Origin of the sequence: Microbispora sitophila (assembly GCF_014892245.1) — a bacterium.
In the GTDB taxonomy this organism is placed as follows: domain Bacteria; phylum Actinomycetota; class Actinomycetes; order Streptosporangiales; family Streptosporangiaceae; genus Microbispora; species Microbispora siamensis.
The window spans coordinates 181,954-202,237 of the sequence record NZ_JADBGC010000008.1 but is presented as its reverse complement, the minus strand read 5'-3'; the positions used below and the strand labels follow the sequence as shown (position 1 = coordinate 202,237).

Annotated in this window: 20 protein-coding genes; 13 read left to right on the top strand and 7 right to left on the bottom strand. The window is 70.0% G+C overall.

The window, feature by feature from the left end:
- Positions 1-43 precede the first annotated feature (43 nt).
- The 8 genes from IL992_RS16870 (at position 44) to sigJ (ending at position 8,221) form a co-directional block, all read left to right on the top strand.
- Positions 44-2,050, top strand: coding sequence for a sensor histidine kinase (locus tag IL992_RS16870; RefSeq protein ID WP_193204292.1), 2,007 nt, complete (start codon positions 44-46; stop codon positions 2,048-2,050).
- A complete protein-coding gene (locus IL992_RS16865) occupies positions 2,047-2,700 on the top strand; it encodes a response regulator transcription factor (protein ID WP_319018604.1) in 654 nt (217 codons plus the stop codon). Before IL992_RS16870 ends, IL992_RS16865 begins: the two co-directional genes overlap by 4 nt.
- 77 nt (positions 2,701-2,777) lie before the next feature.
- Positions 2,778-4,037 carry an alpha/beta fold hydrolase gene (locus tag IL992_RS16860; protein ID WP_193204291.1) on the top strand — a complete coding sequence of 420 codons (1,260 nt, stop codon included), beginning with the start codon at positions 2,778-2,780 and terminating at the stop codon, positions 4,035-4,037.
- Between the two features lie 637 nt (positions 4,038-4,674).
- Positions 4,675-4,923, top strand: a complete 249-nt coding sequence (locus IL992_RS16855; protein ID WP_193204290.1) for a hypothetical protein — start codon at positions 4,675-4,677, stop codon at positions 4,921-4,923.
- Positions 4,924-5,109: 186 nt separating this feature from the next.
- Entirely contained in the window at positions 5,110-5,994 is an 885-nt protein-coding gene (locus tag IL992_RS16850) for an SDR family oxidoreductase (protein ID WP_193204289.1), read from the top strand.
- 29 nt (positions 5,995-6,023) lie between these two features.
- Positions 6,024-6,884: an NAD(P)H-binding protein gene (locus IL992_RS16845; RefSeq protein WP_193204288.1), complete on the top strand. Its 861-nt coding sequence runs from the start codon at positions 6,024-6,026 to the stop codon at positions 6,882-6,884.
- A gap of 7 nt (positions 6,885-6,891) precedes the next feature.
- Positions 6,892-7,278 carry a DoxX family protein gene (locus IL992_RS16840; RefSeq protein WP_193204287.1) on the top strand — a complete coding sequence of 129 codons (387 nt, stop codon included), beginning with the start codon at positions 6,892-6,894 and terminating at the stop codon, positions 7,276-7,278.
- Between the two features lie 28 nt (positions 7,279-7,306).
- Positions 7,307-8,221, top strand: coding sequence for an RNA polymerase sigma factor SigJ (sigJ, locus tag IL992_RS16835; RefSeq protein WP_226873149.1), 915 nt, complete (start codon positions 7,307-7,309; stop codon positions 8,219-8,221).
- A gap of 423 nt (positions 8,222-8,644) precedes the next feature.
- Here sigJ and IL992_RS16830 read toward each other — a convergent pair whose 3' ends face one another.
- Complete coding sequence (locus IL992_RS16830; RefSeq protein WP_193204286.1) at positions 8,645-10,474, bottom strand: ABC transporter ATP-binding protein; 1,830 nt, start codon at positions 10,472-10,474, stop codon at positions 8,645-8,647.
- A gap of 317 nt (positions 10,475-10,791) precedes the next feature.
- Here IL992_RS16830 and IL992_RS16825 point away from each other — a divergent pair, with 317 nt between their 5' ends.
- Complete coding sequence (locus IL992_RS16825; RefSeq protein WP_404804757.1) at positions 10,792-11,874, top strand: polysaccharide deacetylase family protein; 1,083 nt, start codon at positions 10,792-10,794, stop codon at positions 11,872-11,874.
- Between the two features lie 303 nt (positions 11,875-12,177).
- Here the strand turns inward: IL992_RS16825 and IL992_RS16820 are convergent, their stop codons facing one another.
- From IL992_RS16820 to IL992_RS16805, 4 genes are all read right to left on the bottom strand, one after another.
- Positions 12,178-13,008 (bottom strand): carbohydrate ABC transporter permease, encoded by an 831-nt coding sequence (locus IL992_RS16820; RefSeq protein ID WP_193204285.1) that lies wholly within the window; start codon positions 13,006-13,008, stop codon positions 12,178-12,180.
- Positions 13,009-13,030: 22 nt separating this feature from the next.
- The gene (locus tag IL992_RS16815) at positions 13,031-13,978 is read right to left on the bottom strand and encodes a carbohydrate ABC transporter permease (RefSeq protein ID WP_319018603.1); all 948 of its coding nucleotides are present in this window, start codon (positions 13,976-13,978) and stop codon (positions 13,031-13,033) included.
- Between the two features lies 1 nt (position 13,979).
- Positions 13,980-15,245 carry an ABC transporter substrate-binding protein gene (locus IL992_RS16810; RefSeq protein WP_193204284.1) on the bottom strand — a complete coding sequence of 422 codons (1,266 nt, stop codon included), beginning with the start codon at positions 15,243-15,245 and terminating at the stop codon, positions 13,980-13,982.
- 70 nt (positions 15,246-15,315) lie between these two features.
- Positions 15,316-16,443 carry an ROK family transcriptional regulator gene (locus IL992_RS16805; protein WP_193204283.1) on the bottom strand — a complete coding sequence of 376 codons (1,128 nt, stop codon included), beginning with the start codon at positions 16,441-16,443 and terminating at the stop codon, positions 15,316-15,318.
- Between the two features lie 74 nt (positions 16,444-16,517).
- On the opposite strand from IL992_RS16805, the gene IL992_RS16800 reads away from it, so the two are divergent.
- From IL992_RS16800 to IL992_RS16790, 3 genes are all read left to right on the top strand, one after another.
- Complete coding sequence (locus IL992_RS16800; RefSeq protein ID WP_193204282.1) at positions 16,518-17,783, top strand: Gfo/Idh/MocA family protein; 1,266 nt, start codon at positions 16,518-16,520, stop codon at positions 17,781-17,783.
- Positions 17,784-17,838: 55 nt separating this feature from the next.
- The gene (locus IL992_RS46255; protein WP_226873148.1) at positions 17,839-18,327 is read left to right on the top strand and encodes a collagen-like protein; all 489 of its coding nucleotides are present in this window, start codon (positions 17,839-17,841) and stop codon (positions 18,325-18,327) included.
- A gap of 93 nt (positions 18,328-18,420) precedes the next feature.
- A complete protein-coding gene (locus IL992_RS16790) occupies positions 18,421-18,963 on the top strand; it encodes an AAA family ATPase (RefSeq protein WP_193204281.1) in 543 nt (180 codons plus the stop codon).
- Positions 18,964-18,980: 17 nt separating this feature from the next.
- Here IL992_RS16790 and IL992_RS16785 read toward each other — a convergent pair whose 3' ends face one another.
- Positions 18,981-19,448, bottom strand: a complete 468-nt coding sequence (locus tag IL992_RS16785) for a MarR family winged helix-turn-helix transcriptional regulator (RefSeq protein WP_193204280.1) — start codon at positions 19,446-19,448, stop codon at positions 18,981-18,983.
- 80 nt (positions 19,449-19,528) lie between these two features.
- Here IL992_RS16785 and IL992_RS16780 point away from each other — a divergent pair, with 80 nt between their 5' ends.
- Positions 19,529-19,708 carry a hypothetical protein gene (locus tag IL992_RS16780; RefSeq protein WP_193204279.1) on the top strand — a complete coding sequence of 60 codons (180 nt, stop codon included), beginning with the start codon at positions 19,529-19,531 and terminating at the stop codon, positions 19,706-19,708.
- A 158-nt stretch (positions 19,709-19,866) separates the two neighbouring features.
- On the opposite strand, the gene IL992_RS48950 is transcribed toward IL992_RS16780, so the two are convergent.
- The gene (locus IL992_RS48950; RefSeq protein WP_404804763.1) at positions 19,867-20,166 is read right to left on the bottom strand and encodes a cellulose binding domain-containing protein; all 300 of its coding nucleotides are present in this window, start codon (positions 20,164-20,166) and stop codon (positions 19,867-19,869) included.
- Positions 20,167-20,284: the final 118 nt, after the last annotated feature.

Below are 20,284 nucleotides of genomic sequence, written 5' to 3'. Positions count from 1 at the left end.
ACGGTCCTGGGCTGATCCCGTTTCCGCGTTAGGCTTGCTCGGCGTGCTGTGGGGCTGGCTGTGGTGGGTTGTGCCGCTCATCGCGACCGTGGCGCTGTACGGCCTGGCTCTGCGTCAGACGGCAGGGGTGGCCGCCGGGGGCGTCGTGGTCGCGTTGGTGCTGACCGCGGGGACGGCGAGCGTCCTCGGGGAGTCACCCAGGTCCGTCATCGGCGTGACACTGCTGGCCGCCGGACTCGCCGCGGTCACCTGGGCCCTGGGCAGGTCGCGGCGGCGCGGCCGGGCGACACGCCGGGCCGTGGCCGTCTTCCGCGCGGCCGTGCCCGATGTGCCGGGCGTGGCCGCCGAGGCCGAGCGGCACCGGATCGCCGCCGAACTCCACGACACCGCCGCCCACAGACTCACCGGCATCGCGGTCGGCGCCGCCTCCGCCTTGCGTCTCGCCGACCCGGCTCTCGTGGCGGAGGCCGCCCGGTATGCCGCTGAGACCGGCCGCCTGGCCACCCGGGAACTGGAGCGGCTGACCGCCGGCGGCACCGGTATCGGCTCGGCCGATCTCGCCGACGTGGACGCGTTGGCCGCCACGTGGCCAGAGCCGCGTCTCACCTATGTCAGAACAGCCGGGAGCGCCCCGCCCGAGATCGCCGCCGTCGCATACCGGGTGGTCCGCGAGGCGCTGACCAACGCCCTGCGGTACGCGCCGGGAGGCGCCGTACGGGTCTGCGTCGACCGCGAACCCGGCCGCCTGGTCGTCACGATCGTCAACGATCCTGGCGAGCCGGTCGTGGACAACGCGGACGTGGCACGTGGACTGGGTGGTGGATACGGGCTCGCCGGGCTCAGGACGGCGGTGGCCGCCTGCGGAGGGTTCCTGTCGGCGGGGCCGGATGACCGGGGGTGGGCCGTGCGCGCCGAACTCCCGCTATCCCCTGACGAGGGCCAGGCATCGAGGTCGTACGAATGGCGTGGCCGGCAGGCGTCCGACGCCGCGCTTGCGATCCTCGCGGTGGCGCTGTCCATCGGTACGAGCCTGTTGACGACCGACACGCCCGAGAGCCTCCCCGGAGAGGCCGCCCTGCTGGTGCCGCTCTTCTTCGCGCACGCCCTGCCGCTCGGCCTGCGCAGGCGGGCGCCGCTTCTCAGCCTGGCGGCGGCGTTGTCGGTCTATCCGGTCCTGCTCGCCGCCGGGCTCGCCGGCTGGACGAAGCAGCCCGCAGGGGACGTGTTCCTGTGGTGCCTGTGGGTTGAGCTGGCGCTGCTCTACGCGCTGGGCGCGTACGGCCCTCGCGGCGCGTACGGCCCTCGTGCACGCCGGCGGTGGGGGGCTCTCGCCACGGCGGCGGTGGGGGCGATAGGCGGGCTTGCTCTGGCGTGCGGGCCGGGGATCGTGGGAGACCGGGCAGCCGCGTGGGCGGTGCTGGCCCTTGGCGTCGCGGTCCCGTCGGCGGTGGTGTGGGGGCTCGGCCTGGCGGCGGGGGCAAGGCGTGCGCGGCGCCATGCGGCCGTGGCTTGGGAGCGGGATCTGCTCGGCCGCGAGACGGCGACGGTCGTGCTGGCGGAGCGGAACCGGCTGGCGGCGGGCCTGCGGCGTACGGCCCTGTGCCATGCCGGGGCCATCGTGGTCGCGGCGGACGCGGGCCGGCTGGACACCGTGCTGGCCGAGGCCAGGGCCGGGCTGGCCGCGCTCAGGGAGTCGCTCAGCGAGCTGCGCCGCCAAAGCGGCGACGACCCGCCCCCGACCATCGCCGGAATCGCCCTGCTCGCGGCGCGGCACCAGGGCACCGTCCGGTACGCCGGAGCCCGCCGCGAAGCGTCCCCCAGCGTGGAGGTCGCCGCGTTCAGGGTGGCCGAGTCGATGCTGCGCGGCTGCGCACGGGATGAGCGGGAGATCACCGTGACCTGCCGCGCCGACGGCGTTGCGGTCTCGGGGCCTTCCGCCGGCACGGGCGGGGATCGGCGAGTCCGGACGCTGGCCGACGCGGCCGGAGGTAGCGTCTCGGACGCCGGGGACGGAATGGTAAGGGTGTGGCTTCCGGAGGTGCTCCCGTGATCAGGGTGACGGTCGCCGACGACCAGGCGGTGGTGCGGGCGGGCATCGCGGCGGTCCTGGACGCCGAACCCGATCTGAGCGTCGTGGGCCAGGCCGCGGATGGGGAGGCCGCCGTGGCGCTGGCCGTGTCGCTGCGGCCCGATGTGGCGCTCATGGACATCCGGATGCCGGGCCTCGACGGGTTGCGGGCGACCGCCCGGATCGGCGCAGAAGCGCCGGGCACGCGGGTGGTGGTGCTGACGACGTTCGGCCTCGACGAGTACGTGTTCTCGGCGCTGAGGGCCGGCGCCAGCGGATTCCTGCTCAAGGATGCCGAGCCAGAGCGGGTCGCCGACGCGGTCCGGGTGGTGGCCTCGGGAGACGCCCTCCTCGATCCGGGGGTCACCCGACGCCTCATCGATCGGTTCGCGTCCGAGCCGGAACCTCGTGACGCCGCCGTCCTCGGCACGCTCACCCGGCGCGAGACCGAGGTGCTGACGCACGTCGCCCGTGGTCTCACCAACGCCGAGATCGGCGAGGTTCTCCGGATCAGCCCATCGACGGTCAAGGACCACGTCGCGGTGATCCTCGCCAAGCTCGGCGTCCGTGACCGCCTCCAGGCGACCATCACGGCGTACGAGACCGGCCTGATCCTCCCGGGCAGGCGCTGACCCCCGCCGTACGGCGGGGGTGACGACGGTTCCGCGGGAGGAGGTCGAGGCGGGTTCGGCTTCCTAGCGTGGCTCGCATGAGATCCAACCTGTTGTCCGGCGGCGCGTTGTCGCTCGCCGGGGTGATCGTGGCGGCCGTGGCCGGGACGGCGGCCTTCGTCGGGACGGCCGCCGCCGTCCCGGCCGTGATGGTGTTCTCCGCGGCCGGCGTCGTCGCGGCGGCGGGAACCGCCTGGGTGTTCGGGCGGGCCGCGACAAGGCGGCTCGGCGGCCCGCGGGCGCTGTGGCCGTACGTCGCCGGCGTCGTGCTCGTGACGGCCGGGCCCGCGGCCCTCACGGTGATGCGCCCCTTCCCCGTGCCGCCCACGGCCGCGGCCCCGACCGGCGTCTCCCACTGGGACCTGTCCACGGGATCCCGCATCGCCTACGTGAAGATCGCCGCGTCCGGTAAGCCGCGCCCGACGCCCGTGATCTTCCTGCACGGCGGCCCCGGGACCCCCGGAGAGGGCGTCCCGGAGGCCGGGCGGGAGCTGGCCGCGGCCGGTTTCGACGTTTACGCCTATGACCAGGTCGGCGCCGGCCGGTCCACCCGGCTGGCCGACGTGACCGGTTACACCGTCGCCCGGCACGTCGCCGATCTGGAGGCGATTCGCCGCGCGATACACGCCGAGAAGGTCATCCTCGTCGGCAGGTCATGGGGCGGGACCCTGTCGGCGGCATACATGGCCGCCTATCCCAGCCACGTCGCCAAAGCCGTGCTCACCTCACCGGGCGCGATCTGGGAACCGGCCTTCCCCGGCGGACCGGGCAGTCCCTGGGACCGTCTCCCCCCGGCCCAGGCCGAACGCGCCGACGAGCTGACCTCCGATCCCCGGTTCCTCCTCCAAGCGCTCCTGCTCCAGGTCAACCCGGCTGCCGCGCACGCACTCGTGCCCGACGCCGAGGCCGACGCGTACTTCCGCGAATTGCTGATCACGGCCAAGGACGCCACCGGATGCCCCGGAAGCCCGCCCGCCCCCGTCCACGACAACCCGCCCGGCTTCTACACCAATCAGATGACGTCCGCCGACGCCACCACCGTCCCGGACCCGCGTCCGAAGCTGCGGACCGTCCATGTGCCCACGCTCATCGTGCGCGGCGAGTGCGACTACCTGAAATGGGCGGTCACCTACGAGTACCGGCGCACGCTTCCCGAGTCGACCCTCGTCTACGTGCGCGGCGCGGGGCATTCGATCGCCAACGGCCGCCCTGACCTCTACCGCGACCTGCTCATGACGTTCCTTCTCGACCGCCCGCTGCCCCTCCCGCCGGTCACGTCGGCGGACAAACCCGCCTGACTTGCATGGCTCCGGCGAAAGTGGTCCGGCCTACGGGACCACGGCCTGGGCCGACGTATGGGCAGCGCGACTTCGACGTGCTCGGCCAGGACCGGCAGCCGGCATTGCTCGTTGACAAGGAGGTCGACGGGTTGAGAAACAGCCCCGGAGGCTCTTGCGGGGAAACTCAAATCCTGTCGACCTTGCTGAGTGATCGGCCTACTCTGGCGGTATGGCCCATGGAAAGACCTCCTTCGTCTGCTTGCCTTGCCGAGCCTCGTACAAGCAGCCATATCCAGGCCTGGGCCTTGACGATCGGCTCTGTCCGCGATGCGCCCAGCCGCTTGTCCACGTCGGCTCCGCCTTCGCCGCTCCGCGTCGCCGGGACAGCGCAGGCTGGCGGACGCTCTCGGTTCTGCTGCACGCGGGTGTCCGCTTTCACAAGAGTTGTTGTGGGGGCCCTGGTTACCGCCCACGCTCGCTCAGCGAGGTGCGCGCACGAATGACGTACGCCCGGAGAACCGGAGAACCCTTTTCCAAAGCTCTGGTGCGCCCCGAACTGCCCTAGCCGACTGCCGGATCAAGCCTTCCGTGCCCGGCTCGCTGCCCTTTCCGGATGCATCGAGGCGCGTGACGATGAGGCAGGGAGGAGTGCGGCTTGTCACCGAGAAGCCGGACGCTGCGGGCGCTGAAAATTGATCTGCTGACGCTCGTGGGGTGTTTTCTGGGTCTGGTGCTCCTGAACCTTGTGGACGAGCCCGTGAGGTCCGGCGGCTGGCGCGCGGTAAGTGTGACCTTGGCTGTTCTGGCGTGGGTGCTCTCGTTGGTGATCATCGTCTGCTTCGTGTTCGCCGTTGTGGATGGTTTGAAAGTGGTCAAGCGCCGACGCGAGCGATCTCGCGGTTGATCTTCATGCCTGTCGGGCTGCCCCCAGCTTCACCGCCCTGCTGAGACGAGAAGGCTTCGAATCCTTACGGCGATCGTCCGCGACGTCACACTTCGCTCCCGCCGGTCCTCTTAGGTGGCGTGACCGTTCCCGTACACGTACAGCGGGCGGGACGGCGTGACCCACGGCGACAAGGAGCACTCGGGCATGACCATTCTCGTCACCGGAGCCACCGGCACCGTCGGCCGGCAGGTCGTCCGCCATCTTCTCGAGCGCGGCCGGAAGGTGCGGGCGCTGACCCGCGACCCCGGCCGCGCCGTCCTGCCGTACGGCGTCGAGGTGGCGGCGGGTGACCTCACCGACGCCGCCGGCCTGGAGGCGGCCTTCGACGGCGTCACCGCCGTCCACCTGATCAATTTCGGCGTCGGCTACCGGCCTCTCGCGAACGGACGCGACATCGTCGCTCTCGCGGAACGCGCCGGGGTCGGCAAGGCCACGGTCCTGGGCGGCTGGCAGGAGGGCACGCTGGAGCCGGCCGTCAGGGCGAGCGGCCTGGAGTGGACGTTCCTGCGGCCGATGCAGTTCATGGCCAACTTCCTCAACGACTGGGGCGAGTCGCTGCGGGCCACAGGCCGGGTGCGTGAGCCGTACGGCGATCGCCAGAGCCCGCCGGTCGACGAGTACGACATCGGCGCCGTCGCGGCGGCCGTGCTGACGCAGGACGGTCACGGCGGCAGGTCCTACCACCTCACCGGCCCCGAGGTGCTGACCGCGCGGCGCATGGTCGCGATCATCGCCGAGGTGACCGGCCGCGACCTGCGGTTCGAGGAACTCACCCCTGACCAAGTGCGCCGCGAGTGGAGCGGGCCGGGCCGGCGCCCGCCGCTGTCCCTCTTCCGCGCGTTCGCCGAGGCCGCGGGAGCCGACGAGGCGGACCTGGTGGAGAGCCTGCTGCGGATGTACGGCACGCCCAACGAGTACGCCACGACGCTGACCGACCACGTGGAGCAGGTCGCCGGCCGTCCGCCGCGCACGTTCGCCCAATGGGCCGCCGAGCACGCCCGTCACTTCCTGCCCGCGACACCGGCCTGACCCGCGCTGACCGGACGAAAGCGAATCGCATGATCCTCATCACCGGAGCGACCGGCGCCATCGGGCGTCTCGTCGTCCAGCAACTCGTCGCCGAAGGCGCCCACGTACGCGCCGTGAGCCGCTCTCCGCACGATGCGGCCCTGCCATACGGAGTGGAGGTCGTCCAGGGCGACCCGGCCCGGCCCGGCACGACCGCCGACCATTTCAAGGGCGTCGAGGCGGTCTTCCTGCACTCGCGCACCTTCGGGGACTCCGCCGACCGGCTCCTCGCCCTGGCCGCCGAGCGGGGCGTGCGCAAGGTGGTGGCCCTGTCCGCGATGAACATCGACGACCCGTTCGACCTCCAGCCGTCCCGCCGGCGCGGGGACCGGAACAAGGAGGCCGAGGAAGCGGCCGTCGCCAGCGGCCTGGCCTGGACCAGCCTGCGCGCCAGTAGCTTCGCCGGCAACACCCTGCAGGCGTGGGGCGCCCAGATCCGCGCCGGAGACGTCGTGCGCTACGTGCACGCGGGCTTCCGGGAGTCCGTGCTCGACGAGCGGGATCTGGCCGAGGTCGCGGCCCGCGCACTGCTCACCGAGGAACTGGCGGGCCGCCGGCTGGAACTCACCGGACCGGAGTCGCTGTCACACGAGGAGATGGTGGCCGTGATCGCCGCCGCGCTCGGCAGGCCCCTGCGCTTCGAGGAAGTCCCGCCGCGGGCCGTCGCCGCACACCTGATCGGCAGCGGGCTGCCCGAACCGTTCGTACGCGCCCTGATGGCCAGGTACGACCACTACGCCGGCCGCGACCAGCATCCCGTGACGGATGAGGTCGGCGAGGTCCTCGGCCGCCCCGCACGGACGTACGGCGACTGGGTGGCCGACCACATCGCCGCCTTCCGGAACGGATGAGCCTTCGATGCCGGCCGCCTACGTCGTCACCGCTCTGGTGACCATCGCCTTCACCACCTTCTCCGGATTCGCGGCCATGACCCGGTTCGCGCCGATCATGCGTACCCTCGGCCCCGCGCTCGCCCGAGCCGGCGTGCCGGAGTCGTGGCTGGTCTGGCCGATCGGCGCGCTGAAGGCCCTGGGCGCGCTTGGACTCGCGCTCGGGCTGCTCGGCGTGCCCCTCGTCGGCACGGCCGCCGCCGCGGGCCTCGTCCTCTACTTCGTCTGCGCCCTGTACACCCACCTGCGCGTCGGCGACTTCTCGCCCCAGTTCTACCTGGCGATCGTGTTCCTCGGTCTGGCGGTCGCCACGCTGGCGCTCGATCCCGCCCTGGTGCTGCACGCCACGCGCTGATTCGGTATCCGTACCGGCAAGGAGTCCCATGATGCGTGAAATCCCCCCGGCCGACGCTTCCGAGGTGTTCGCCGACCACCGCGAGTTGTTGTTCTCCATCGTCTACAACATGCTCGGCACGGTCGGCGACACCGAGGACGTGCTTCAGGAGACCTGGCTGGCGTGGGCGGCACGGGATGTGGCCGGCATCGACAACCACCGCGCGTACCTGGTGCGTGTCGCGGTCAACCAGGCCCTCGCCCACCAGAGCGCGTTGCGCAGGCGTAAGGAGACCTACCTGGGCCCATGGCTGCCGGAACCGCTGATCACCGGTCCCGACGCCGCCGGGCCCGCCGTACGCGCGGAGTCGGTGTCGATCGCGCTGCTGGTGATCCTGGAGACGCTCACCCCGCTGGAGCGGGCCGTGTTCGTCCTGCACGAGGTGTTCGCCTACCAGCACACCGAGATCGCCACCATGCTGGACCGCAGCCCGACCGCGATCCGGCAGATCGCCCACCGGGCGCGCGAACACGTACAGGCGCGGCGTCCGCGCGCCCGGGTCGACCGGCGCATGCACCGGGAGGTGACCGAGCGCTTCGTCGAGGCGGCGTTCGGCGGTGACCTGCCCGCGCTGATGGAGATGCTCGCGCCCGACGTCGTCCTGTGGCCCGACGGCGGGGGCAAGTCGGCGGCGGGCGGGCCGCGTCCGATCCGCGGCCGCGACAAGGTCGCCCGGGTGGTCGTGGCCAACGCGCGTGGCGGCGTGGACGTCCGGTATCGCCAGGTCAACGGAGACCCCTCCGTGGTGATCTTCGCGGAGGACGCGCCCCTCGCGGTGATGGTGCTCGACCTCGACCCGGGCGGGGAGCAGGTGCGCGACATCTACGTGGTCAGCAACCCCGACAAGCTCGGAACCATCTCCGACCGCACCACCGAGCGAGGACAGTCACCATCGGGCGCTTGATACCTGGACGATCGGTATCATCCATATCGTCGGAATCACCAATATCAAGATTATCGCGATCGGCCAGTGCATTTTGAGGGACATCGCGGAACGCTTCGCCACCAACATGTTCGGGAGAATCGCCAGGACCAGCAGAAGAAGCCAGGAGAAGACCGTGATGAACACGAACTCCGGAAAGGAATCGCGGTTGTTCGTAGGCGGGGGTCCAGTGATGATGTACTCGGAGAAGCTGATCGGAAAAAATGCGAATATTCCCAAGAGCAGATTGTAGACGGCCCCGGACACCATCCACGCTACGCGCGCTCCTGTAGCCGAACCCGAAGACGTGCGGTTCCTCTCCATTTCACGACTTCCCTCGACTCAGGTCACCGGAATTTTTTCAACATACGCGATAGATCCTGTTTTTCATACCCCAGGCGTCGGTCAACGGTGGAGCGCGTCCGGGGTGCCGTCCTCGAGGAGGAAGCCCCCGGACTGGTGGTGCCAGAGCCGGGCGTAGGGGCCTTCGGCCTGGAGCAGTTCGCTGTGGGTGCCCTGCTCCACAATGCGGCCCCGGTTGAGCACGACAAGCCGATCCATGCGGACGACGGTGCTCAGGCGGTGCGCGACCACGACCGCGGTCCGGTCCTGCATCAAGCGCCACAAGGCTTCCTGGACGAGGATCTCGCTTTCGGAGTCCAGGGCACTGGTCGCCTCGTCCAGCAGCAGGATGGGGGCGTCGCGCAGGATGGCGCGCGCGAGCGCGATGCGTTGGCGCTGGCCGCCGGAGAGCTTGACGCCACGCTCGCCGACCAGGGTGTCGAATCCGTCCGGCAGGGACTCGACGAACTCCGTGACATGCGCCGCCCGCGCGGCCTCGAAGATCTCGGCGTCGGTGGCGCCCGGCCGGGCGAACGCGAGGTTGTCGCGCACCGACCGGTGGAACATGGCGGGTTCCTGGGGAACGTAGGCGATCAGGCTGCGCAGGTCGGCTTGGCGCAGCCGGGCGATGTCCTGGCCGCCGATCAGGATCCTGCCGCCGTTCACGTCCATGAGACGCAGCAACAGCCGGGTGAGCGTGCTCTTGCCGCCGCCGGACTGGCCGACCAGCCCGATCTTGGCGCCGCTGGGGATGTCGAGGTCCAGGTCTTCGAAGAGGGGCGGGCCGCCGGCGTACCCGAACCTCACCCGCTCGAAGCGGACGCTCGCGTCGGCCGGGCGCAGGGGCTGCGGATCGGCCGGATCCACCACGGTCGGCGGCACGAGGAGCAACTCGGTGAACTGGGCCGCTTCGGTGAGCACGCTCTCGATGCGCCGGTAAATCTGGTTGAACTCGAACATGATGCTGATCGTGTTCGTGTAGTAGGTGAACGTCACCACGATGGCCTCCACACCGAGACCACCGCGGAGCGCCACGGCGAGGAGCAGGCCCACGGCGCTGGTGAGCACCGACAGAGGGGCGACGACGGTGTCCACCCGGAGGTTGCCGTAATCCCAGGAACGAAGGGACAACCTGCGCTGCTCGGCGATCCTCACCCGATATTCGGTGGCTTCGCGATCCTCGGCGGCGAACGCGCGGACCGTCTCCATGTTGGTCAGCACGTCGGCGACGTGGCCCGACACCAGCACTCTGGCGGCCTCGCGTTCGTCGACCAGGGCCTGGCGACGGCGGATGAGCGGAGCGACGAGAACAGCGGTGACGATGATGAGGCCCACGAGAACGAGGACCAGCAGCGGGTGATACCGCCACAGCACCACCGAGGCGAAGGCCAGGGGCATCACCTTGGCCATGATCGAGAATGTGAGCGTGTCGGCGAATTCCTCGAACCTGGAGGAGAAGCCGATCACTCGCTTGGTCAGCGAGCCGGCGAAGTTGTCATGGAAGAACGCGGTGTCCTTGGCCAGCAACTCGTCCATGCCCACCACGCCGAGCCGCTCGATGCCCCGGGCGTCGGTGCGGTTCAGGAAGTGCAGCCCCACGCGCCACAGCGCCTCGCCCGTCAGCAGCAACGCGCCGAAGCCGAGCACGTACGGCAGGAGCGCGTCGACGGTGCCTTTCCCGCCGGCGGACAGGTGCCCCACGAGCCCGGCCACCGCCAGTGGCGCCAGATAGAACAGGCAGATGTTCCCCATTGCCGGCAACGTCAGCGCGGGCACCGCGACCCGCCACTGGCGTCTCAGCTCACCGCAGTAGTAGCGCAGCGCCAGCAGGACCGCCGATTTTCGTACGGATGGGCCGTTTTCAGCGTCATCGACCGCCCCGAGCACAGCCATCAGCCCTCAGCCCTCCCCGAACGCCGACATCGCCGTGGACATGCTGCCGCAGCGTGTACGGAAAGAGCGAGCGATTTTTCTGTCACCCCGGCCAATAGGAGCGATCGGCGTGGACAATCACGCGGTGAAGGTCACTTGAACCTGACCGGTGAGCCTGGTTGCTCGGTGATTGCTCATCCGACCCCGGCACAGCACGCGGTGTCGTCATCCGCCGGAATGGCAGGGAGAATGGCAAACGAAACAGCATGAAATGACACGGTGTAACACCCCAGGGCCGACTGATCCACAGCGCTGTCCGACCACGACTATCCGCTTGAGTGGCCGAGGGGCCGGTCGTGCCCACGTACGGCAACGGCGGCGGGGTCGACCTCGTACGCGCCGGGGCGCTGAGCATGGGCGGGCTGCCGCTCTACCAGGCGAGGTTGCTGCTGGCGCTGCTGCCCTCCGAGGGCGTCCCCGTCACGCGGCAGACCCTCGCCGCCCATGTCCGACCCATCGATACCAAGAAAAGAGGATGCGCTGTGGCCAAGGAAATCTTCGTAGCGTTCGGGATCGACGTCGACGCGGTCGGCGGCTGGCTCGGCTCCTACGGTGGTGAGGACTCCCCGGACGACATCTCGCGCGGTCTGTTCGCCGGCGAGGTGGGCGTGCCGCGGCTCAACGCCCTGCTGAAGAAGTACGACCTGCCGTCGACCTGGTTCTGGCCGGGTCACTCCATCGAGACCTTTCCCGAGCAGTTCGAGCAGGTCGTGGCCGCCGGGCACGAGATCGGCGTGCACGGCTACAGCCACGAGAACCCGATCGCGATGAGCCGCGAGCAGGAGTCCACCGTCCTCGACTACTGCATCGACCTCATCGAGACGCGCACTGGCCGGCGCCCCACGGGATACGTCGCGCCGTGGTGGGAGTTCTCGCCGGTCACCAACGAGCTGCTGCTCGAACGCGGCATCAAGTACGACCACTCGCTCATGCACCGCGACTTCGAGCCGTACTACGTGCGCGTCGGCGACACCTGGTCGAAGATCGACTATGACAAGGACGCCCGCGAGTGGATGAAGCCGCTCGTGCGCGGGCAGGAGACCGACCTCGTCGAGATCCCGGCGAGCTGGTACCTCGACGACCTGCCTCCGATGATGTTCATCAAGACCAGCCCGAACAGCCACGGCTTCGTCAATCCTCGCGACATCGAGGAGATGTGGCGCGACCAGTTCGACTGGGTCTACCGCGAGTCGGAGTACGCCGTCTTCACCATGACGATCCACCCGGACGTCTCGGGCCGCCCGCAGGTCCTGCTCATGCTGGAGCGCCTCATCGAGCACATCAACAAGCACGAGGGCGTCCGGTGGTCCACGTTCGACGCCATCGCGGACGACTTCACGGCCCGCCGCCCCCGGGCGTAATCGCCCCGGTCTCGACGCAGGAGGGGAGTGTCCGGATGTGCGGCGCCTGTGGAGGTCCGCCCGCCGACTGGGCCGGGCCCCTCGTGTCCGGGCACCGGCGCCGGTGGGCCATCGCCGCCGGCGGCCGTCACGGTCATGAGCGTGCCGTACGGCGCCGCCCTGCACCTGCGGCTCGCCGCGTTCGGGCTGGGCGTCCGCGCGCTCGACCGGGCGGCGCCGTTCGGCTGCTCGCGGCGGACGGGAGGATCGTCGGCACCGGCCCACTGTGAACGGTGTGAGCGGAGAGCGCGCGGAGCCCGGAGGTCAGCCCTTGCTGCCGGTGTGCGCGATCCCCTGGATGAACTGTCGTTGCAGGAACACGAAGACGGCGATCACGGGAAGCGAGGCGATCAGGGAGCCGGCCATGAGGACCGGGTAATCGGTCTGATACTGGCCCTGCAACGAGGCCAGCCCCGCCGACAGCGTCATCTTCTCCGGGTCGGTGTTGACCACCAGCGGCCAGAACAGGTCGTTCCACGCCCACAGGAGCACGAGCACGGACAGCGCCACCAGCCCCGGCCTGGCCAGCGGCAACATGATCGACCAGTAGATCCGGACCGGGCCGGCGCCGTCGAGCCGGGCCGCCTCCTCCAGTTCACGCGGCAGCCCGAGGAAGAACTGCCGCAGCAGGAACACCCCGAACGCGCTGAACAGGCCGGGCACGATGATCGCCTGAAGGCTGTTGAGCCACCCGAGCGAGGACATGATCTGATACTGCGGAATCACGAAGAGCTGCGGCGGCACCATGAGGACCGACAGGAACAGCCCGAACAACACGTTCCTGCCGGGGAAGCGCAGCCGGGCGAAGGCGTAGGCGGCCATCGAGCAGAACAGCACCTGCCCGACGACCCGCCCGGCCGCCATGACGACCGTGTTGACGAACTGCTCGCCGAACGGCAGCAGGTCGAAGACCTTGGCGTAGTTGTCCCAGCGGCCCTCCGGCAGGAACGTCGGCGGCACCCGGGTGGCGTCGCTGAGCGTCTTGAGCGAGGTGATGACCTGCCACACGAACGGGGCCACCATCGCCAGCGACGCCGCGACGAGCACAGCATGCACGCCGAAGGCCCGGCGCTCGGACACGCGGTGCTCAGACATGGGGTGCTTGGACATGCGGTGGTCAGACATAGTGCACCCACCTCCGCTGGAGCCGGAACTGCAGGATCGTCAGCCCCGCGATGAGCACGAGCAGCGCGATCACGATGGCGGCCGCGTAGCCGCGGTCGTTGGTGACGAAGGCCCGCTCGTAGAAGAGCTGCACCACGGTCTGGAGCCGCCCGTACGCCGGGTTGGCCCGCGCCGACTGGCCCGATCCGGTCATCACGAAGACGAGGTCGAACAGCTGCAGCGAGCCGATCACCGAGACGATCGAGACGAAGAACGCGGTCGGCGACAGCATCGGCAGCGTGATCGAGAAGAACTGCCTGACGCGCCCCGCCCCGTCGAGGGAGGCCGCCTCGTACAGCTCCTTCGGGATGGCCTGCATGCCGGCCAGGAAGATGATCAGGTTGTAGCCGATGCTGCTCCAGATGCCCACGACGACCAGCGCGTACATGGCCGTGGCCGGATCGGCGATCCAGTTGGGACCGTCGATGCCGACCGTCGCGAGCACCTGGTTGACCAGGCCGTAGTCGCCGTTGTAGAGCCAGCGCCAGAGCATCGCGACCGCGACCGGCATGGTGACCACGGGCAGGAAGAACGCGGTGCGGTACACACTCACGCCCCGCAGCCCCGGCCGGTTGAGCAGCGCCGCGAACACGATCGCGAGCGGGATCCCGATCAGGCCGAGGGCGGTGTACGTGAGCGTGTTGAGCACCGCCCGCCCCACCTCGGGGTCGCCGAGGAGCCGGGTGTAGTTGTCGAGCCCCGTCCAGGTGTGCCCGCCGAACGCTCCCCACTCGGTGAAGGAGAAATAGGCGGTCTGCAGGACGGGCCACAGGTAGAAGATCGCCAGGCCGAGGCCGGTGGGGGCGATGAACGCGTACCCCCACAGCGCCTCGGCGCGGGGCCGCCGCGCCTTCTCCACGCGGGCCGCCCGTACGGCCCGCGATCCGGCGGTGGTGGTCACGTCACTCCTTGGCCAGCAGGTCGTTCATCCCGGCCGCCAGGTCCGCGGCCGCCTTCTCGATCGGCACCTCGCCGGTCCACGCCTTGGTGAGGTTGGTGAGCTCCGCCTCCTGCCAGGCGGCGGTGTTCTTGGAGACGGGGTAGGGCACCGCGTACGCGACGGCGTCGAGGAAGACCTGCAGCTTCAGCTCGGGGTGCGCACTCACCCAGGCGCTCTGGGTTCCGTTGTAGGCCGGGATCGGACCCTTCTTGCCGAGGATGTCGGCGGCCGGCTTGGAGCCGAGGAACTTGACGAACTCCCACGCCTGCGCCGGGTGCTCGGTCTTGGCCGACATCACGTTGGCGACGCCGTGGATGATCGTGGCCTGCTTCTCACCCTTCGGGAGCGGGGCGACGTCCACCTTGTCCTTGGTGTAGTCGTTCTTGGTGAACTCGGCCACGTCCCAGGAGCCGCCCCAGTACATGGCCAGTTTGCCGGCCTCGAAGAGCTGGAGCGGGGCGGTGTCGGTCATGGTCTTCAGGTCGGGCGACTGCTTGGCGGCGAGCAGGTCGGTCCAGAACTTCAGGCCCTCGATGGTCTTGGGATCGTCGTAACCCGACTTCCTGCCGTCCGGCGAGATCACGTAACCGCCGGCCTGGTAGATGGTGTTGTACTGGTATTCCTGAAAACTCGTGAGCTCGGCCCCGATGGCGTAGACGCCCTTGTCCGGGTCGGTGAGCTTGGCGGCCGCCTCCTTGAAGTCCGCCCAGGTCCAGCCGTCGGCCGGGTATTTCACCTTGGCGGCGTCGAAGAGCGTCTTGTTGTACCAGACGCCGACCGTGTCCATGTCCTTCGGCAGGCCGTACAGCTTGCCGTCGTAGGTGTAGAGGTCGACCAGCGCCTTGGGATAGACCGACGTGTCGACCTGCTCCTCGATCGGCTTGATCACGCCGTTGGAGGCGTAGAGCTGGAAGTTGGGGCCGTTCATCCAGAAGACGTCGGGCGCCGCCCCGCCGCTCGCCGCGGCCTTGAGCTTCGTCCAGTAGTCGGCCCACGGCGTGAGCTGGACATCGATGGCGATGTTCGGATGCGTTTTGGTGAACTCCGCCGCCAGCTCCTGCATCGCGCTCTGCTGGGTGGCGTCCCAGACCGCGTAGGACAGCGTCACCTTCTCCTGCGGCTGCGCGCCGGAGCCGGCCTGCTCACCGCCCCCGCACGCGGAGGCGAGCAGCGCCGCGCCAAGCAGTGGAGCACAGAGCGCAGCACCGCGTCGTGCCGACTTCCACATCTCCCGGTCCTCTCTTAGAACGTGGGAGTAATCATGGAGTCCTGTGAAATTTTGTTCAAGGGTGGCTGTGTTACAGATGGCTCACGAGCGGGGTGCGGCCGTCGAGCACGCGGTCCTCGACGTCGTCGAGGGCCAGCCGTACGGCGCCGAGCACCACGCCCTCCTCGCCGAGCGCCGACATGCGTACCTCCGGGGTGCGGATGCACCAGCGGTCGAGCTCGCGCCTGAGCGGCTCGATGAGCACGTCGGCCGAGCGCGAGAAGCCGCCGCCGACCACGACCATCTGCGGGTCCAGCGCCAGGACCAGCGCGGACGTGCCGAGTGCCAGGTCCCTGACGTAGCGGCGCACGGCCGTGGCCGCGGCCCTGTCGCCGGCCCTGGCCGCGGCGAACACGTCGCCGGCCTCGCCGCTGGCGGCGCTCAGATGCTCCTGCGCGCGGATCCAGCCGAGCACCGGCAGCGCGCCGATCTCGCCCGAGGCGTTGGCGAACCCCTTGTGCAGCTTGCCGTCGATGACCAGGCCCGCGCCCGTGCGCAGGCCGGCCAGCAGGAACACCATGTCCTTGGCGTAGCGGGCCACGCCGCGCCAGCACTCCGCGAGCGCGGCGAGCCTGCTGTCGTTCTCGACCAGCACCGGCCCCGGGGCGAGACGGCGCACGTGGGCGGCCAGGTCGACTCCGGTCCACTCGGGCAGCGCCTCGGAGAGCACCACCCTGCCGGCGCCGTCCACCAGGCCGGTGGTGCCGACGCCCGAGGCCCACACGTCGCCGCCGGTCAGGCCCGCCGCCTCCAGGCACTCGGTCGCCGCGCGGTCGACCGCATCCAGGCGCTCGGCCCGGCCCATCTCGGGCGTGACGGGGACGCGGGCGCTGCTCTGCACGGCGCCGTCCAAGTCGGCGACGACCGCGCGGACGTTGTGCCCGCCGATGTCGATGCCGAGCACCCGCCCCGCCTCCGCCCTGAACCGGTAGCGCCTGGCCGGGCGGCCCACGCCGCCCGCGGTGGGATCGGCCTCGGTGACCCAGCCCTTCTGCAGCAGCTCGCGAACCACGTCCTCGGTGGAGGCCCGTGAAAGCCCGGTGCGCTTGGCCACCTCGGTCAGCGTGAGCGACGTCCCGCCCTGCAGCGCCTTGATCACGGCAAGCGAGTTGAGCTGCCTGAGCCGTGAGAGGTCACCGCCGCTCGGCTCCTCAGCCATCGAGGCCCCCTTGCCGTCGACTTTCCCGGGACGAATAATGATGCTCTCCATGATATTGATTCGGGGAAGGTTCCATGACTGAGGTGACTTTAGCCGTCGTCGGCGGAGGCCTGCGAGGGCTGACCTACGCGCGCCGCGCGCACCACACGGGCGCCGGCCGCGTCGTGGCGGTGGCCGATCCCGATCCCCTCCGGCGTGCCGTCTTCGTCGAGGAGTTCGGAATCACGCCGGATCGCACGCACGCCGACTGGAAGGACCTGGCGGCGGGCGGCCGGGTCGCCGACGCGGTGGTCATCGCCACGCACGACCGGTTGCACACCGAACCGGCGGTGGCGCTGGCGGACCTCGGTTACCACATTCTCCTGGAGAAGCCGATGTCCACGAGCGAGCAGGAGGCGACCAGGATCGCCGAGGCGGCCAGGCGCAACGGCATCATGCTCGCGGTCTGCCACGTGCTGCGATACACGCCCTACACGCGGGCGATACGCGGACTGCTGGAGGACGGGCGAATCGGCCGGCTCGTCAACGTCCAGCACCTGGAGCCCGTGGGGTGGTGGCATCAGGCGCACTCGTTCGTCCGCGGGCACTGGCGGCGGCAGGACACCTCCGCGCCGATGCTGCTGGCCAAGGCGTGCCACGACATCGACTGGCTCGTCCACCTCTTCGGCCGCCCGCCCGCCCGCGTCTCGTCGTTCGGCTCCCTTTCGCACTTCCGCCCCGAGGACCGGCCCGCCGGGGCCGCCGACAGGTGCCTCGACTGCCCGATCGAGCCGTCGTGCCCCTACTCGGCGCCGCGGCTCTACCTGGGGTGTCTCGGGGATCCGTCGAGCGAGTTCTGGCCGCTGTCGGCCGTCACCCCGGGGCGCACCGAGGCGGACGTGCTGGAAGCGCTGCGTACGGGGCCGTACGGGCGATGCGTGTACGCGTGCGACAACGACGTGGTCGATCATCAGGAGGTCCTGATGGAGTTCGACGACGGCGCGACGTGCTCGTTCACGATGAGCGCGTTCACACCCATGGAGCACCGGCGTACGCGGTTGTCCGGGACGCACGGCTACATCGAGGGCGACGGCCACACCGTGCGCGTGGTCGACTTCCGCACCGGCACCGAGGAGACGATCATCGTGGGCGCCGACGGGACGACGTCCGAGGCGCAGGGCCCGTCGGCGGCCGACGGGCACGGGGGCGGCGACGAGGGCCTCACGGACGCCTTCCTCGCCGCCGTGGCCTCGGGCGACGCCGGCCTGCTGCGGTCGGACGCGGACGAGAGCCTGATGACCCACCGCGTGGTGTGGGCCGCCGAACAGGCCCGCCTCACCGGCAACGTCGTCACCTTGTGAGATCCCCGCCGCGATGGATTCGGGTGCGTGACTCCCGACCAAGGTGGCGCGGTATGTGCGCCTGGTCAACGCCACGACGATGTGCAAGACGACCGAGACCAAGGTGTCGTGGAACAAGACCGGTCCGCAGGGTCCGGTGGGCATCGGCGGCACCGGCCCGAAGGGCGACACCGGCGCCCAGGGTCCGAAGGGCGACAAGGGCGAGCGCGGCCTCTCAGGTCCCCAGGGCCCGAAGGGCGAGACGGGCGCGCGTGGTCCCGCGGGTCCGGCCGGACCCGCGGGCCCCGCAGGCTCCGGGGGCGGATCCGCCAACGTCGTCACCAAAGCGGACTCCCTCTACCTGCCGGCCGACGGCGGCAGCGACGACATCATGTGCCCGGACAACATGGTCGCCACGGGCGGCGGCTTCATCGCCGGCAGCGGCGCGAGCGCGCCCTACATCACCACGAATGCGCCGTACGTCGTCAACGGCGAGGCGGTCGGCTGGAGGCTCTACGGCAAGGGCGTCAGCGGCACCATCTACGTGATCTGTATCGGCGGCTAGCGGCACCGGGTGCGGTGCGGTGCACAGTCACCCGCCCGAGCTGTACGACGGCGGGTGAGAGTCCCGCCGAGTCCGGCGACGTACGGTCGGGACATGGCCGGCATTCCTGACGACCGTGGACCAGGACGTCCCACCACTCCGCTCGATGACGAGACGGAGCGGCACGTCGTGATGATGTGCGGCGTCGCGGGTTCGGGCAAGACGACCTACGCGCGGGAACTGGAGCGGCGCGGCTACGTCCGGCTGTCCGTCGACGAAGTCGTCTGGGCACGGCTCGGGCGCGACGGCGGCCATCTCGACCCGGAGGAGTACGCCGACCATCAGGCTCACGCCGAGGAGACCTTACGGCACGAACTTGTGCGGCTGATGCGGGCAGGCCGACGGGTGGTCCTGGACTACAGCTTCTGGCGGCGCGCGACACGCGACCGGTACAAGTCTCTGATCGAGAGTCACGGGTATCGGTGGGAGCTCGTCTACCTGAAGGCGAACCCGGAGACCCTGCGCCGGCGACTCGCGGCGCGCAACGCCCTGCGCGGGCCGAACCGCGTCACGGTGTCCGAGGATCTTCTGCGGTCCTACCTGGCGGGATTCGAGGAGCCCGTGGGTGAAGGAGAGCGGGTCATACCGCAGGAATGAGCCCCGGGGTGCGGGTTCTATCGCTGTCCGGCGAGGTGGGCGCCGTTGGCGGCGGCGATCACCCGGGTCAGCGCCTGGTGCAGACTCTGCAGTTCGGTCAGCTCCATCCCCAGCCGCTCGACGATCGCCACGGGGACCTTCTCGGCCTGCTGACGCAGTGCGCGTCCCTCGCCGGTCAGCACGATCGCCAGGGAACGCTCGTCGTCGCTGGCGCGGCGGCGCTCGACGAGGCCGGCGGCCTCCAGGCGCTTGAGCAGCGGCGACAGCGTGGCCGGCTCCAGCTGCAGCAGCCGGCTGAGATCCTTGACCGACAGTGGCGCGTACTGCCATAGGGCCAGCATCACCAGATACTGCGGGTGGGTCAGACCCATCGGTTCGAGCAGGGGCCGGTAGAGACCGATGACCGACCGCGAGGCGACAGCCAGGGCGAAGCAGACCTGGTTCTCCAGAGCCAGCGGGTCGACGATGTCGCCAATGTCACTCATGTGCACCTCCACCGCCATGCTACTGGATTAGTACACTAACTGTTAGTGCACTAAGCAGCGCCGAGAACACAGGAAGTGTCATGGCCCGTAGGAAGAGCCTCGAAGAGCGCATCGCCGACCGCGTCGCCAAGCGTCCGCCGATGAAGGAGAGCAAGCACTTCGAGCACGGCCCCGCCAAGTGGATCTTCGCCAGCGTCCTGGTGTTCGCGGTGCTCGTCCACTTCGTCATCGTCGGCCTCGTCATGCTTTTCGGTCACTGACCGAGGCGGCGCCCCACCGTCGGCACAGCGCAGACACAAACGCGAGGACGATCCGCAGGGATCGCGAACCATCGGCGCGGCGTAGACATGCCGAGGGCCCGCGGCGCGGCCGCCGCGGGCCTCGATCATCGCAGTTCGATCGCTCGTGACCAGGAAGGTCACGGGCTGGTGCAGGTGGCCGCCGGGGTGGCCGAGGACCCTCCGGCGATGAAGCCGAAGGTCGTGCTCCCGTTGGCCGCGACCGAGCCGTTCCACGCCTCGTTGCGCACCGTCGCGTTCGCACCGGAGCCCGAGCGTACGCCTCCCCATATCTGGGTGATGGTCTGCGAACCGGGCCAGGTCCAGTTCACGGTCCAGCCGTTGATCGCGGAGTTCCCCGCGCGCACCGCGACCTCACCCTGCCAGCCGCCGGACCAGGAGTTGATCACTCGGAACGTCGCCGAGCACGCTCCGGACACCCCGCCGGACGGCGACGGGCTCGGGCTCACCGGCGGGCTCGGGCTGGTGTTCGGGCTCCCGCTGGGCGAGGGGCTGGGTGACGGGCTCGGCGAGGGGCTGGGGCTGGGCGAGCGGCTC

Excerpts from the sequence above, each read along its gene's own strand:
- IL992_RS16820 (WP_193204285.1), bottom strand. The coding sequence starts at position 13,008 with ATGTCTGAGCACCGCGTGTCCGAGCGCCGGGCCTTCGGCGTGCATGCT.
- IL992_RS16785 (WP_193204280.1), bottom strand. The coding sequence starts at position 19,448 with ATGAGTGACATTGGCGACATCGTCGACCCGCTGGCTCTGGAGAACCAG.
- IL992_RS16845 (WP_193204288.1), top strand. The coding sequence starts at position 6,024 with ATGATCCTCATCACCGGAGCGACCGGCGCCATCGGGCGTCTCGTCGTC.
- IL992_RS16840 (WP_193204287.1), top strand. The coding sequence starts at position 6,892 with ATGCCGGCCGCCTACGTCGTCACCGCTCTGGTGACCATCGCCTTCACC.
- IL992_RS16800 (WP_193204282.1), top strand. The coding sequence starts at position 16,518 with ATGACTGAGGTGACTTTAGCCGTCGTCGGCGGAGGCCTGCGAGGGCTG.
- sigJ (WP_226873149.1), top strand. The coding sequence starts at position 7,307 with ATGATGCGTGAAATCCCCCCGGCCGACGCTTCCGAGGTGTTCGCCGAC.
- IL992_RS16780 (WP_193204279.1), top strand. The coding sequence starts at position 19,529 with ATGGCCCGTAGGAAGAGCCTCGAAGAGCGCATCGCCGACCGCGTCGCC.
- IL992_RS16805 (WP_193204283.1), bottom strand. The coding sequence starts at position 16,443 with ATGGCTGAGGAGCCGAGCGGCGGTGACCTCTCACGGCTCAGGCAGCTC.
- IL992_RS16850 (WP_193204289.1), top strand. The coding sequence starts at position 5,110 with ATGACCATTCTCGTCACCGGAGCCACCGGCACCGTCGGCCGGCAGGTC.
- IL992_RS16860 (WP_193204291.1), top strand. The coding sequence starts at position 2,778 with ATGAGATCCAACCTGTTGTCCGGCGGCGCGTTGTCGCTCGCCGGGGTG.
- IL992_RS16810 (WP_193204284.1), bottom strand. The coding sequence starts at position 15,245 with ATGTGGAAGTCGGCACGACGCGGTGCTGCGCTCTGTGCTCCACTGCTT.
- IL992_RS16790 (WP_193204281.1), top strand. The coding sequence starts at position 18,421 with ATGGCCGGCATTCCTGACGACCGTGGACCAGGACGTCCCACCACTCCG.
- IL992_RS16830 (WP_193204286.1), bottom strand. The coding sequence starts at position 10,474 with ATGGCTGTGCTCGGGGCGGTCGATGACGCTGAAAACGGCCCATCCGTA.